This is a genomic window from Arhodomonas aquaeolei DSM 8974, assembly GCF_000374645.1.
GTDB classification, from domain to species: domain Bacteria; phylum Pseudomonadota; class Gammaproteobacteria; order Nitrococcales; family Nitrococcaceae; genus Arhodomonas; species Arhodomonas aquaeolei.
The window spans coordinates 1-13,694 of the sequence record NZ_KB894817.1 but is presented as its reverse complement, the minus strand read 5'-3'; the positions used below and the strand labels follow the sequence as shown (position 1 = coordinate 13,694).

Sequence of the window (13,694 nt, the reverse complement as noted above, 5' to 3'; positions counted from 1 at the left end):
TCTACCAGCACCGCCCTCCGCATGCGGCAGGGGACGGCAGAATCGCCTGCACGTGAGCGACGATCAACTCGACCGGGGGCACACCGGGCATCCTGCGCGTGACACGCCCCCGGAGAAGATCAGTACACTGTGCCAGGTGACCGTGACGAGCCGAGCCGCAATCCCCGAACCGATGCCCCGCAGCCGCCGCTGGCGGATACGCGCCCTCGTGGCCGCAACGGCGCTCGCGGTGGCCGCCACCGTACTCACGGGCACCTGGTGGCTCGCGCGGGAATCCGCCTACGCCGGGCTGCGCACGCAGAGCGCCAACGACCTGCGGCTCTACATCGCCAACGTCCGCCGCGAACTCGAGAAGTTCGAGTACCTCCCCTCGCTGCTCGCCGACGACAGCCGGCTCCAGCGCCTGCTCCGCAACCCCGCGGACGCCGACGCCTGGCACTCGGTCAACCGCTACCTCCAGCTCGCCGCGAACGTCTCCAACGCCGCGGCCATCTATCTGCTCGACGAGGATGGCCTGACGGTGGCGGCAAGCAATTTCGACGACACCGATTCCTTCATCGGCGACAATTACAGCTTCCGGCCGTACTACCAGCAGGCCGTTAAGGGACGGCTCGGGCGCTTCTACGCGCTGGGCATCACCTCGAACCGGCGCGGCTACTATTTCGCCTCCCCGGTGGGCCGCGGCGACGAGGTCCTGGGCGTGGTGGTGGTGAAGGTGCCGCTGGCCCCGCTGGAGCGCGAACGCGGCGGCAGCGGCCGGGAGTTCATCGTCACCGACCCGGCGGGCGTCATCTTCCTGTCCACCGAGCCGGGCTGGCGATTCAAGACGCTGCACCCGCTCACCGCCCCCCAGCGCCGGCGCATCGAGTCGACCCAGCGCTACCCCGGGCGCTCGCTCACGCCGCTGGAACGGGACTCCACCACCGCGCTGACCGGGGGCGGCGCCCTGGTGGACCTCGGCGACGACGGGCGCTTCCTGCGCCAGGAGCGGGGCATGCCCACGGCGGGCTGGCGCGTCCACGTGATGGCGGACACGGCGCCGGTCTACGAGCAGATCGTGCGCTCGGTGCTGCTCGCCGCGGCGAGCCTGTTCGCCATCGCGCTGGCCGCGGGCGTATTCGCCCAGCGGCGGGCACGGCTCGCCGAGCGCCGGCGCTTCGAGCAGGCCAGCATGGAGGCCGCGGCGGCCAACGCCGAGCGGGTGCGCGCCATCATCGACAACACCCGCGCCGGGCTCGTGACCCTGACCGCGGACGGGCGCATCGCCTCGCTCAACCCCACCGCCGAGACACTTCTCGGCCGCATCAGCGACTCCGTCTCCGGCGACCCGCTGACCGGACTGTTCGACGGCGGCGACCGGCGCACCCTGGAGCAGGGCCTGCGGATGGCGGCGGAGACCGCGACCCCGCCGCTGCTGGAGGTCTCCGCCCACCACGGCGACGGCTCGGACCTGCCGCTGGAGGTCGCCGTCTCCGCAATGGACCTGCCCGAAGGCCGGCGCTACCTGGTCACCCTCCACGACCTCAGCGAGCGCAAGGCCGGCGAGCGCGCCCTGCGCGAGGCCCACGACCAGCTCGAGCAGCGCGTCAGCGAGCGCACCCGCGACCTGCTCGCCACCAACCGCCGCCTCAGCCGCGAAATCGAGGAGCACCGGCGCACCGAGGCCGCGCTGACCCGCACCCGCGACGAGCTCGTGCAGGCCGCCAAGCTCGCCGCCATCGGCCAGCTCGCGGCCGGCATCAACCACGAGATCAACCAGCCGCTGACCGCGATCCGCGCCTACGCGGACAACGCCCGGCTGCTGCTGGACCACGGCCGCGAGGACGACGCCCGCGGCAACCTGTCGCTGATCTCCGACCTCACCGGGCGGATGGCGCGCATCGTCAACCAGCTCAAGCTCTTCTCGCGCAAGAGCACCGGCACACCGGTGGCGGTGTCCGTGCCCGCGGCGGTGGACGACGCGCTCGCGCTGCTCGACCCGCAGCTCTCCCGGGAAGAGGTGGCGGTTTTCCGCCACTGGGACACCGAGCCACTGTACTGCCTGGGCGACACCGTCCGTCTGGAACAGGTGTTCGTTAACCTCATCGGCAACGCAACCCAGGCGATGGCGGAGACCGAACGGCGCGAGGTGCACGTCACCCTGAGCGCCGGCGACGACTGGATCGAGGCGCGGGTGCGCGACACCGGCCCGGGGATCGACGACGAGCACCTCGCCCAGATCTTCGAGACCTTCTTCACCACCAAGGACACCGGTCAGGGCCTCGGCCTCGGCCTGTCGATCTCCGCGCGGATCATCGAGGAGATGGGTGGCACGATGCATGCTGACAACGACCCGGCCGGCGGCGCGGTCTTCACCGTGACGCTGCCACGAACCACGGAGGACGCCAGCGGTGAGTGAGACGGCGACGGCGCCGGTACTGTTCATCGACGACGAGGCCCATATCCGGCTGGCCGCGACCCAGACCCTGGAGCTCGCGGGCCTGTCGGTGACCGCCTGCGAACGGGCGGCACCGGCACTGGCGCGGATCGACCGGGAGTTCCCGGGGGTGGTCGTCTGCGACATCAAGATGCCGCAGATGGACGGGCTCGCGTTCATGCGCGAGGCGCTCGCTATCGACGAGGACCTGCCGGTGATCCTGGTCACCGGGCACGGCGACATCGCCATGGCCGTCGGCGCCATGCGCGACGGGGCCTACGACTTCGTCGAGAAGCCCTACGCCCCGGAAACCCTCACCGAGGTCGTGCGCCGGGCGCTGGAGAAGCGCCGGCTCACCCTGGAGAACCGCAGCCTGCGCGAGGAGCTTGCCGCCCAGAGCGCCCCCGGTCCGCGGATCATCGGCAACACCCCGGCGATCCAGCGGCTGCGCTCTCTGATCCACCAGGTCGCCGACACCGGCGCGGACGTGCTCGTCCACGGCGAGACCGGTACCGGCAAGGAACTGGTCGCGCGCTCGCTGCACGAGCACAGCAGCCGCCGGGAGGGCAACTTCGTGGCGGTGAACTGCGGCGCGGTGCCCGACGAGCTCATCGAGAGCGAGCTCTTCGGCCACGAGGCGGGGGCCTTCACCGGCGCACGCACCCGGCGCATCGGCAAGCTCGAGCACGCCAGCGGCGGCACGCTGTTCCTCGACGAGATCGAGAGCATGCCGCTGGCCCAGCAGGTCCAGCTCCTGCGCGCGCTGCAGGAGCGCAGCGTCATCCGGGTCGGCGCCAACGCACCGGTCCCGCTGGACCTGCGGGTGGTCGCGGCCACCAAGGTCGACCTGCGCCAGGCCGCGGACGAGGGCCGCTTCCGCGACGACCTCTACTACCGGCTCAACGTCGTCAGCCTCGAGGTCCCGCCGCTGCGCGAGCGCCGCGACGACATCCCGCTGCTGTTCCAGCACTTCATGCTGGTGGCGGGCTACCACCGCTACCAGCGCGAGGTGCCGGCGGTCTCGCCGGAGCAGCGCAGCGCCCTGCTCGCGCACCAGTGGCCCGGCAACGTGCGTGAGCTACGCAACGTCGCCGAGCGCTACGTGCTCCTCGGCGAGCACTACGCCTTCGATCTCGACCGGGTGCTGGACAAGACCGGCGACGGCACCGCTGCGGCCATGAGCCTGCGCGAGCAGGTGGAGGGATTCGAGCGTGCCCTCATCGAGAGCGCGCTGCGCGCCGAGCACGGCAACATCAGCCGCGCCACCGACGCGCTCGGTCTCCCGCGCAAGACCCTCTACGACAAGATGCAGAAGTACGGGCTCACCCGGGAGCAGTTCACCGAATAGCCATCCCACGGGTGTGCGGAAAACCGCCACCCAGAACACACCGAAGTGTGCGGGAACCCGCCACCGGTACCCCGGCCGGGCGGGGTCACGGCGACCTCCCAGCGCCCCGCTCGCGCGTCATCGTCCCGATGCCCGCGGAGACCGCCACCCCGCCCAGAAATCCTTTTTAATAACAGGATGTTACCGGTGACTGGCAGACACGGGCGACAATACCCGCGCAGCGTCACGCCGACGTTCTCACCGGATGTGCAGGGGCAGTCTTTAAGCTTGGCACGGTTTCTGCTGCCGCACAGGCACCAGCCCTGTGAGGCTGCGTCACATATGAAATCGACACGACACAACGACGGAGGAGCATCCCCATGCGACTTTCCGCCCTGGCAATCGGTGCCGCCCTCGCCCTGACCTCCGCCAGCGCCTTCGCCGCGCCGGTGACCCTGAAGTTCTCCCACGTGGTCGCGGAGAACACCCCCAAGGGCAAGATGGCCCAGCGCTTCGAGAAGCTCGTCGAGGAGCGCATCGGCGACAAGGTGCAGGTCGAGGTCTACCCGAACTCGCAGCTCTACAACGACAACAAGGTGCTGCAGGCCATGCAGCTCGGCGACGTGCAGATGGCCGCGCCGGCGCTGTCGAAGTTCTCCCGCTACACCGACCGCCTCCAGGTCTTCGACCTGCCGTTCCTGTTCGAGAACATCGATGCCGTGAGCTGCTTCCAGAAGAGCGACAAGGGCCGGATGCTGCTCGACCACATGAAGGACAAGGGCATCATCGGCCTCGGCTACCAGCACAACGGCATGAAGCAGCTCTCCGCGAGCGATCCGCTGCGCACCCCCGGGGACGCCGCCGGCAAGAAGTTCCGGATCATGTCCTCCGACGTGCTGGCCGCGCAGTTCAAGGCTGTTGACGCCGCCCCGGTGAAGAAGCCCTTCTCTGAGGTCTTCACCCTGCTGCAGACCGAGGCCATCGACGGTCAGGAGAACACCTGGTCGAACATCTACACCCAGAAGTTCTACGAGGTGCAGCCCTACATCACCGAGTCCAACCACGGCTATCTCGGCTACATGGTGGTGACCTCCACCAGCTTCTGGAACAGCCTCGACGAGGAGAGCCGCAAGGTGATCCGCGAGTCCATGAACGAGGCGCTGGAGTACGGCAACAGCCTCGCCAATGAGCTCAACCAGGAGGCCAAGCAGAAGGTCATCGACTCCGGTGAGAGCGAGGTGATCGACCTCTCCGACGATCAGCGCGAGCAGTGGGTCAAGGCGATGAAGCCGGTCTGGAACCAGTTCCGCTCGCAGATCGGTGGCGACCTCATCGACGCCGCCGAGGCGTGCGACGGCTGAGGGTAGGCCCACGATGAGCATCATTCGACTGCTCAACCGCCTGGAGGAGGACATTATCGCCCTCCTCCTGGTGGTCCTGACGCTGCTCGTGTTCGTCGAGACCGTCATGCGCTTCGGCTTCGGCGCGACCATCGACTGGGCCGAAGAGGGCTCGCTGACCCTGGCGGGCTGGTTCGTGCTCTTCGGCGCCTCGCACGGGATCAAGGAGGGCACGCACATCGGCGTGGATCTCTTCACCCGGGCGCTGCCGGGCCGGGCCAGGCGCGCGGTCGCGGTCGTCGCGGTCGTCGCCTGCCTCGGCTACGCGGGCCTGTTCCTCTACGGCTCCTGGGTCTACCTCGACAAGATGTGGATGCTCGGGCTGCCAATGGAGGACCTGCCCATGCCCACATGGGCGGCGCACAGCGTGATGCTCATCGGCTTCGGCCTGATCGCGCTGCGGCTGGTGATCCTGCTGGTGAACATCGTCCGCGGCCGGGCCGACGGCTTTCCGTTCGCCAACGAGGCGGACGAGACCATGGAGCACTTCGAGGCCACGCACGCCGACGAGGGGGGCCGGTCGTGACCACCGCATTCCTGTTCATCCTGCTGTTCGGGGCAATGCTGATCGGCATCCCGGTGGCGCTGTCGCTGGGGCTGTCCAGCATCGTCACGATCCTGCTGTTCTCCAACGACTCGCTGGCCTCGATCGCGCTGAAGTTCTTCTCAGCGGCATCGGATCACTACACGCTGCTGGCGATCCCGTTCTTCATCCTCTCCTCCGCCTTCCTCTCCACGGGGGGCGTGGCGGAGCGGCTGATCGACTTCGCCAACAACTGCGTGGGCCACATCAAGGGCGGCCTCGCCATGGCCTCGGTGCTGGCGTGCATGCTCTTCGCCGCGGTCTCCGGCAGCTCGCCGGCCACCGTGGCGGCCATCGGCAGCCTGGTGATCGCCGGCATGGCCAAGGCGGGGTATCCGGAGAAGTTCGCCGCCGGGGCGATCGCCAACGCCGGCACGCTGGGCATCCTGATCCCGCCGTCCATCGTCATGCTCGTCTACTCCGCCGCGACCCAGACCTCGGCGGCGAAGATGTTCATGGCCGGGCTGATCCCGGGGATCATGATGGGCGGCATCCTGATGCTCGCGATCTACATCGCCGCCCGGGTCATGGACCTGCCGCGTCTGCCGTTCCCCGGCTTCCGTACCCTGTTCGGTTCGGCGGCACGGGCCTCCGGCGGGCTGATGCTGATAGTGATCGTGCTCGGCGCGATCTACGGCGGTGTCGCCAGCCCCACGGAAGCGGCGGCGGTCTCGGCGATCTACGCGTTCCTGGTCTCCGCGCTGGTCTACCGGGACATCGGTCCGCTGAAGGCGACACCGTGGCGCCACGAGGGCGAGTCCAACGCGACCGCGGTGGCCCGCAATGCCGTGCAGATGCTCGTTGCGGTACCGCGCAGCGCCTGGCATCCGGACATGCGCGAGACGGTGCTGAGCGCGGCCAAGACCAGCATCATGCTGCTGTTCATCATCGCCAACGCGATGCTGTTCGCCCACGTGCTGACCACCGAGCGCATCCCGCATCACATCGCCGAGGCGATCGTGAGCTGGGGCCTGCCGGCATGGGGCTTCCTGATCGTGGTCAACATCCTGCTGCTGGTGGCGGGCAACTTCATGGAGCCGTCGGCGATCCTGCTGATCATGGCGCCGATCCTCTTCCCCATCGCCATGCAGCTCGGCATCGACCCGATCCACCTGGGCGTGATCATGGTGGTGAACATGGAGATCGGGATGATCACCCCGCCGGTGGGGCTGAACCTGTTCGTTACCGCCGGCATCACCAACCGCAGCCTGGGCTGGGCCATGTCCGCGGCCCTGCCGTGGCTGGGACTGATGCTGATCTTCCTGCTCCTGATCACCTACATCCCGCAGATCTCGCTGTTCCTGCCGGAGATCCTGGGATAGCGGAGGCGAGGGCCGCCCGGGCCACCGGCCCGGGCGGCCGGTCGTCAGCGGCCGAGCAGGCCGGAGAAGAACTGGCGGGTGTTCTCGGCGAGCGCCTCGAGGAAATAGCCACCCTCCTGGACGACGAGCACCGGCACGCCGGTATCGTTCAGCGTCGCGCCCATGCGGTTGAAGCCCTCGGAGGTGACGGCGACCTTCGCCTGGGGGTCGTCCTTGTAGATGTCGTAGCCGAGGGTGCACACGATCACGTCCGGCGCGAACAGCCGGATCGCCTGCATGGCCTCGTCGAACCGGTCGAAGAACGCGGACTCCGGCGAACCATGGGGGATGGGCAGGTTGAGGTTGTAGCCGTAGCCGGCGCCCTCGCCGCGCTCCTCCTCGAAACCGCTTACCACCGGGTAGAAGTTGGTGGGGTCGCCATGGATGGAGACATAGAGCACGTCGCTGCGGTCGTAGAAGACCTCCTGGATACCCTGGCCGTGATGCATGTCCGGGTCCAGGATCGCCACCCGCGGATAGCGGGACTGCAGCACCCTCGCGGCGATGGCGGCGTTGTTGAGATAGCAGAACCCCCCGGCCGCATCGATGCGCGCGTGGTGCCCCGGCGGACGGCTCAACGCGTACGCGTACTGCTCACCGTCCAGCATCGTGGAGGCCGCGGAGACCGCCGACTGCGCCGAATGGTAGGCCGCATTCCAGGTCAGCTCGCCCACGGGGCAGCTGCCGTCGGCAAGGTAGCGCGCCGCCTCGGCGAGGATACCGCGCATCGGATTCGGCGAGCGCATGAACACGTTCGACATGACCTCGTTGCCCCAGTCCTCGGGCCAACGCCGGTGAGCCGATTCCAGAAAGCGCAGATATCCCAGGTCATGCACGGCGTTGATGGGACGCATACCGTAGTCCGCGGGCTCCACCACCGGGATGTCGAGCGCGTCGAGCCCCTCACGGATGCGCTGGGTGCGCTCCGGCAGCTCCTGGGGGGCGCGCATCTGACCCCGCGAAAAATACGTCTGCGGGTGATGACCGTCCTGGGATGGGTGGAAGAACGCCTTCATTCTGCTGGCCTCCGGGATCAGTTGGATGATTGATGTCACACTAACTAACACGCCTTACAATGGCCGGCGGCGTCAAGCCCGAAGACCCGGCGTCACGACGGCCCCCGCCGGCAGGCACACCCGGCGGGGCAATCCCTACAGGTTAGCAGCCCCGCGCCGGCGGGCCGATGCCGCCGGTGCGGCGGCGCCACCGACAGACCGCAGCCACTGACATGCCAGTATCCAGCCTGCAGACCGTCGCCGGCGCTCTCGTACCGATCTTCGCCCTCATTGCCCTGGGACACCTCATGCGCCGCGGGGGTTTCCCGGGCGAGGGGTTCTGGCCGCAGCTCGAGCGCCTGGTCTACTTCGTGCTCTTCCCCGCACTCCTGGTGGACAAGCTCGCCACCGCCAGCATCGACGGCGCGCGCATCGCCCCGGTGGCCACCGCCGTGGCGCTGACCCTGGCGGCGATGAGCGCGGTGCTGCTCGCCCTGCGCCGGGCGCTGCCTGTGGACGGCCCCGGGTTCACGTCGGTGTTCCAGGCGGGGATACGCTTCAACACCTACCTGGGGGTGGCCACCGCCCTGGCCGTCTACGGCAGCAACGGCGCGGCGGTGGCGGCGCTGGTGATGGCGATGCTCATCCCGCTGGTGAACGTGATCTGCGTGAGCGTGCTGCTGCGCTATGCCGGCGGCCACGGCTCGCTGGGCGCGACCCTGCGCGGGATCGCACGCAACCCGCTGGTACTCGCCTGCGTCACGGGCCTGGCACTCAACCGCACGGGCATCGGCCTGCCGCTGGGCAGCGCAGGGGTGCTGGAGATCGTCGGCCGTGCCGCCCTGCCCCTGGGCCTGATGACCGTCGGTGCGGGGCTGCAGCTGCGCACGGCCAGCGGCAACAAGACGGTGCTCGCCGCCGGCGTGATCCTCAAGCTCGCGATCATGCCGGCCATCGCCTGGGCCGCGGCGACGGCGCTCATTCTCACCCCGCTGGAGACCCGGGTGCTGGTGCTCTTTGCCGCCCTGCCCACGGCAACCTCCGCGTTCATCCTCGCCCGCCAGCTCGGCGGCGATCACACCCTGGTCGCTGCGCTGCTCACGGTGCAGACGATGATCTCCGCGCTCACCCTGCCCGCCGTGCTGATCCTGACGGGCCACCCCTGAACGGGTCGCGCTCAGCGCCGCTCCCCGGCGTGACCCGGCGCGAGCGCCGGGAGGCGGAACGACTGCACCGCGGTCAGCACCCCGAAGAGCAGCACACCGGCGAACACCCAGCCGAGGGCATCCGCCAGCGCCGTCTGGAGCGCGGGCGCCAGCGACACCACGGCCTCGCCGCCGCCGTGACCGAGCAGCCCGCGCACCTCGTTCAGGTCGGCGGACGTCCCCGACAGCCCCGCCTGCAGCCGCTGGTTGAGCACTCCGCCGAGGATCGCGGCCCCCAGGGCGCTGCCGAACAGCCGCATGAACAGGTTGCCGGCGGTGGCCGCGCCCCGCTGGCGATAGCCCACCGCGCTCTGGATGCTGACCACGAAGGTGGTATTGGTGAAGCCCATGCCGAGCCCCGTGACGAACGAGCCGAGCGCCGGCCACCATGGCCCCAGCACCATGCCCGGGGAGATGAACAGCACGCCGCCCAGGCACAGGCACACGCCGCCGATACGCGCGGTCACCCGGGGGCCGGCGTGGGGCAGCATCCGCCCACAGATCACCGCCGCCACCGGCCAGCCCACGGAGACGGCGGTGAGCGCGAACCCTGCCACCGTCGCCGAGGTGCCGAGCACGCCCTGGACATAGGCGGGCAGGAAGCTCGTCAGGCCGATGATCATCATCCCCGCGGTCAGCGCCGCGCCGTTGGCGACGCGGATCAGGGGGTAGCGCCACAGGCCGAAGTCCATCAGCGGCTCCGGGGCCCGGCGCTCGCGGCGCAGGAACGCCACGCCGCCGACCACGGCGGTCGTCGCCAGGGCGAGCGCCGGCACGGAGCCCCAGGCGAAGGCGACACCGCCCTGTACCAGCAGCAGCATGAGCGTGGCGCAGCCGAGCAGGAACCAGCCGGCCCCCGGATAGTCCACGCCGTCGTGGCGGTGCACCGGCCGCTCGCGCAGGAACACCGCCAGCCCGGCCATCGCCAGCACCCCGAAGGGCAGGTGCAGCCAGAAGATCCAGGGCCAGTGGCCATGGTCGACGATGGCGCCGCCGACCAGCGGTCCCAGCAGCGCCGAGATCCCCCAGGTGCTCGACAGCCAGCCCTGGATGCGGCCACGCTCGGCGAGGGTGTAGAGATCGCCCACCAGGGTCATGGCAACGGGCTGTACCGCGCCGGCCCCCGCCCCCTGCACCAGCCGGCAGGCGACCAGCACCGGCATCGAGGTGGCCAGGCCGCAGACGAGCGACGCCCCCAGGAAGACCGCCACACCGCCGATGATCAGCGGCCGGCGCCCGAACAGGTCCGCAAGCTTGCCGGCAAGCGGCGTCGCCACCGCCTGGGCGAGAAAAAACCCGCTGAACACCCACGTATAGAGACTCACGCCCCCGAGGGAAGATACGATGTCGGGCATCGCCGTGGCCACGATGGTGCCCTCGATGGCGGCAAGGAACATCGTCAGCATCACGCAGGCGAGCACCCAGCCGCGGCGGGCCGTGGACACATGCCCGGCGCGGGCGTCGCCCGCCCCGCGATCCGGCGACGGGCTATCGGATGACTGAGTCACTGGCAATCGACCACCAAGGGAACGCCCTATGACCGTTCGCAATCTGGAGTACCTGTTCAAGCCGCGCTCCATTGCCCTCATCGGCGCGAGCCGCCGCGAGGGGAGCGTGGGCAGCGTGGTCGCCCGGAACCTGTTCAAGTCGGGGTTCGAGGGGCCGATCATGCCGGTCAACCCCAAGCACCGTGCGGTACAGGGCGTGCTCGCCTATCCGGACGTGGCAAGCCTGCCGATGACGCCGGACCTCGCGGTGATCGCCACCCCGCCGGAGACCATCCCCGGCATCATCGAGGAGCTCGGGACCCACGGCACCAAGGCGGCGATCGTGATCACCGCCGGCTTCGGCGAGGGTCACGACGAGCGCGGCGAGACCCTGCGCCAGGCCATGCTCGACGCGGCACGCCCGCACCTGATGCGCATCCTCGGCCCCAACTGCCTGGGCCTGATCGTCCCGGGCGCCGGGCTGAACGCCAGTTTCGCACACCTGAGCCCGCCGCGCGGGCGCATCGCCTTCGTCACCCAGTCCGGGGCGATCGTCACAGCGGTCCTGGACTGGGCCCAGAACCACAGCATCGGCTTCTCGCACATGATCTCCCTCGGGGACATGGCGGACGCGGACTTCGGCGACCTCCTCGACTACCTGGCCAACGACCCGGACACCGGCGCGATCCTCCTCTACGTCGAGGCCATCACCGATGCCCGCAAGTTCATGTCCGCGGCCCGCGCGGCCTCGCGCATGAAGCCGGTTATCGTGGTGAAATCCGGCCGCCACGCCGAGGGCGCACGGGCGGCGGCCTCGCACACCGGCGCGCTGGCGGGCTCGGACAAGGTCTACGACGCCGCCTTCCGGCGCGCCGGCATGCTCCGGGTGGACACCCTCGGCGAGCTGTTCGCCGCGGTGGAGACACTGGCGCTGGCCCCCACCCCGAACGGCGACCGCCTCGCCATCCTCACCAACGGCGGCGGCATGGGCGTGCTCGCCACCGACGCCCTGATCGAGCGCGGCGGTCACCTCGCGGAGCTCTCCGAGGAGACCGTCGAGAAGCTCAACGAGCACCTGCCGGCGACCTGGTCCCGCGGCAACCCCGTGGACATCATCGGCGACGCCCCCGGCGAGCGCTACAGCCAGGCCCTGGAGACGCTGATGGCCGCCCGCGAGGTGGACGCGGTGCTCGCCCTCAACTGCCCCACCGCCATCGCCGACCCCGGCGAGGCGGCGGGGGCGATCGTCTTCACGCTCGGCCGCCACCGCCGGCGCGGGCGCAAGCCGGTGCTCACGAGCTGGGTGGGCGACTTCCTGGCGGTGCCGGCACGGCGGCAGTTCGCCGACGCGGGCATCCCCACGTACACCACCCCCGAGGGCGCCGTGCGGGCGTTCATGCACGTGGTCGAGTTCCACCACAACCAGCTCGCCCTGCTGGAGACACCGCCCTCCGTGCCCGAGAGCTTCACGCCGAACATCGAGCACGCCCGCTCGCTGGTCACCGCCGCGCGGGACGAGGGGCGCGAATGGCTCAGCGAGGCGGAGGCCAAGGAGCTGCTCGCCGCCTACGGCGTCCCCGTGGTGCCCACCCGCATCGCCCGCGACCCGGAGGACGCCGCCCGTGTGGCCGGGGACCTCGAGGGGCCGTTCGCAATCAAGATCCTCTCGCCGGACATCTCCCACAAGAGCGACGTCGGCGGCGTCGCCCTGGACGTGGCGGACGCCGAGGAGGTCCGCGAGGCCACCGAGAGCATCGTCACCCGGGTGCGCCGGCACAAGCCGGACGCGCGGCTCGAGGGATTCACGATCCAGCCCATGATCATCCGCTCCGACGCCCTGGAGCTCATCGCCGGCGTCACCGAGGACGACCAGTTCGGCCCGGTGGTGCTCTTCGGCCAGGGTGGCACGGCGGTGGAGGTGATCCGCGACCAGGCCCTGGGCCTGCCGCCGCTGAACATGAAGCTCGCCTACGACATGATGGAGCGCACCCGCATCGACCGTCAGCTCAGGGGCTACCGGGGCGTGCCCGCCGCCGACCGCGACGCCATCGCCCTCACCCTGGTACGGCTCTCGCAGATCGTCGCGGATCTCGGCGAGGTCGCCGAGCTGGACATCAACCCGCTGCTCGCCGACCACCGCGGGGTGATGGCGCTCGACGCGCGCGTGCGCGTGGGCCGGGGCAGCGGCAGCGGCACCGGACGGCTCGCCATCCGCCCCTACCCCCGGGAGCTGGAAGAGACCATCCCCGGGGAAGACGGCCACGAGCTGCGCCTGCGCCCGATCACCCCGGAGGACGAGATGCCCCTGCGCGACGCCTTCACCCGGCTGAGCCCGGAGCAGGTGCGCCTGCGCTTCTTCATGCCCATGAAGCGCATGACCCACATGCAGGCGGCGCGCTTCACCCAGATCGACTACGACCGGGACATGGCACTGGTGCTCACCGATCCCGGCATGCCCGGGCACGCCACCATCCACGGCGTCGTCCACATCAACGCCGACCCGGACAACACCCGCGCGGAGTACGCCATCATCATCCACCGCTCGCTGACCGGGCGCGGGCTGGGCCGGCTGATGATGGAGCGGATCATCGAGTACGCCCGCAGCCGCGGTATCCAGGAGATCTTCGGCGACGTGCTCCGGGAGAACCAGATCATGCTGCGCCTGTGCCAGGAGCTCGGTTTCCGGCGCCGCGCCCACCCGGACGAGCCCGACGTGGTCCGCGTGACCCTCGATCTGCGCGAGCACGCCGACCCCCCACCGGAACCCGCCTAGCGCCGGGACATCCATCCCGTAGGTCGGGCACGGCCGAAAGCCGTGTGCGACGTCTTCGGTGACCGACCCGGGATGTCGCACGCCTTCGGTGCACGACCTACGCCATGCCCTGGCCGCCGTCGCGATGCGTGCCGGCCCGCGTGGCAC

General features: G+C 70.0%; 9 protein-coding genes. 7 read left to right on the top strand and 2 right to left on the bottom strand.

The genetic code is table 11. The features are described from left to right. The first annotated feature begins 52 nt into the window (after positions 1–52). From C516_RS0115120 to C516_RS0115100, 5 genes are all read left to right on the top strand, one after another. Complete coding sequence (locus C516_RS0115120; protein WP_156831269.1) at positions 53–2,398, top strand: ATP-binding protein; 2,346 nt, start codon at positions 53–55, stop codon at positions 2,396–2,398. Beyond that, entirely contained in the window at positions 2,391–3,764 is a 1,374-nt protein-coding gene (locus C516_RS0115115) for a sigma-54-dependent transcriptional regulator (RefSeq protein ID WP_018719254.1), read from the top strand. The genes C516_RS0115120 and C516_RS0115115 overlap by 8 nt, the downstream gene beginning before the upstream one ends. Positions 3,765–4,123: 359 nt before the next feature. Further along, positions 4,124–5,104 carry a TRAP transporter substrate-binding protein gene (locus tag C516_RS0115110; protein ID WP_018719253.1) on the top strand — a complete coding sequence of 327 codons (981 nt, stop codon included), beginning with the start codon at positions 4,124–4,126 and terminating at the stop codon, positions 5,102–5,104. Positions 5,105–5,117: 13 nt separating this feature from the next. Continuing rightward, positions 5,118–5,669, top strand: a complete 552-nt coding sequence (locus tag C516_RS0115105) for a TRAP transporter small permease (protein WP_018719252.1) — start codon at positions 5,118–5,120, stop codon at positions 5,667–5,669. Next, the gene (locus C516_RS0115100; RefSeq protein WP_018719251.1) at positions 5,666–7,048 is read left to right on the top strand and encodes a TRAP transporter large permease; all 1,383 of its coding nucleotides are present in this window, start codon (positions 5,666–5,668) and stop codon (positions 7,046–7,048) included. The genes C516_RS0115105 and C516_RS0115100 overlap by 4 nt, the downstream gene beginning before the upstream one ends. A 44-nt stretch (positions 7,049–7,092) precedes the next feature. On the opposite strand, the gene C516_RS0115095 is transcribed toward C516_RS0115100, so the two are convergent. Next, the gene (locus tag C516_RS0115095) at positions 7,093–8,103 is read right to left on the bottom strand and encodes a histone deacetylase family protein (protein WP_018719250.1); all 1,011 of its coding nucleotides are present in this window, start codon (positions 8,101–8,103) and stop codon (positions 7,093–7,095) included. A 212-nt stretch (positions 8,104–8,315) separates the two neighbouring features. Here C516_RS0115095 and C516_RS0115090 point away from each other — a divergent pair, with 212 nt between their 5' ends. Continuing rightward, complete coding sequence (locus C516_RS0115090; protein WP_018719249.1) at positions 8,316–9,248, top strand: AEC family transporter; 933 nt, start codon at positions 8,316–8,318, stop codon at positions 9,246–9,248. 11 nt (positions 9,249–9,259) lie between these two features. On the opposite strand, the gene C516_RS19735 is transcribed toward C516_RS0115090, so the two are convergent. Then, the gene (locus C516_RS19735) at positions 9,260–10,795 is read right to left on the bottom strand and encodes an MDR family MFS transporter (protein WP_169509156.1); all 1,536 of its coding nucleotides are present in this window, start codon (positions 10,793–10,795) and stop codon (positions 9,260–9,262) included. 28 nt (positions 10,796–10,823) lie between these two features. Here C516_RS19735 and C516_RS0115080 point away from each other — a divergent pair, with 28 nt between their 5' ends. Further along, complete coding sequence (locus C516_RS0115080; RefSeq protein ID WP_018719247.1) at positions 10,824–13,547, top strand: bifunctional acetate--CoA ligase family protein/GNAT family N-acetyltransferase; 2,724 nt, start codon at positions 10,824–10,826, stop codon at positions 13,545–13,547. The last annotated feature ends 147 nt before the right edge of the window (positions 13,548–13,694 follow it).

What these genes read in the sequence shown, in the direction of transcription:
- C516_RS0115110 (WP_018719253.1), top strand. Translation starts at nt 4,124, where the DNA reads ATGCGACTTTCCGCCCTGGCAATCGGTGCCGCCCTCGCCCTGACCTCC.
- C516_RS0115105 (WP_018719252.1), top strand. Translation starts at nt 5,118, where the DNA reads ATGAGCATCATTCGACTGCTCAACCGCCTGGAGGAGGACATTATCGCC.
- C516_RS0115095 (WP_018719250.1), bottom strand. Translation starts at nt 8,103, where the DNA reads ATGAAGGCGTTCTTCCACCCATCCCAGGACGGTCATCACCCGCAGACG.
- C516_RS0115090 (WP_018719249.1), top strand. Translation starts at nt 8,316, where the DNA reads ATGCCAGTATCCAGCCTGCAGACCGTCGCCGGCGCTCTCGTACCGATC.
- C516_RS0115080 (WP_018719247.1), top strand. Translation starts at nt 10,824, where the DNA reads ATGACCGTTCGCAATCTGGAGTACCTGTTCAAGCCGCGCTCCATTGCC.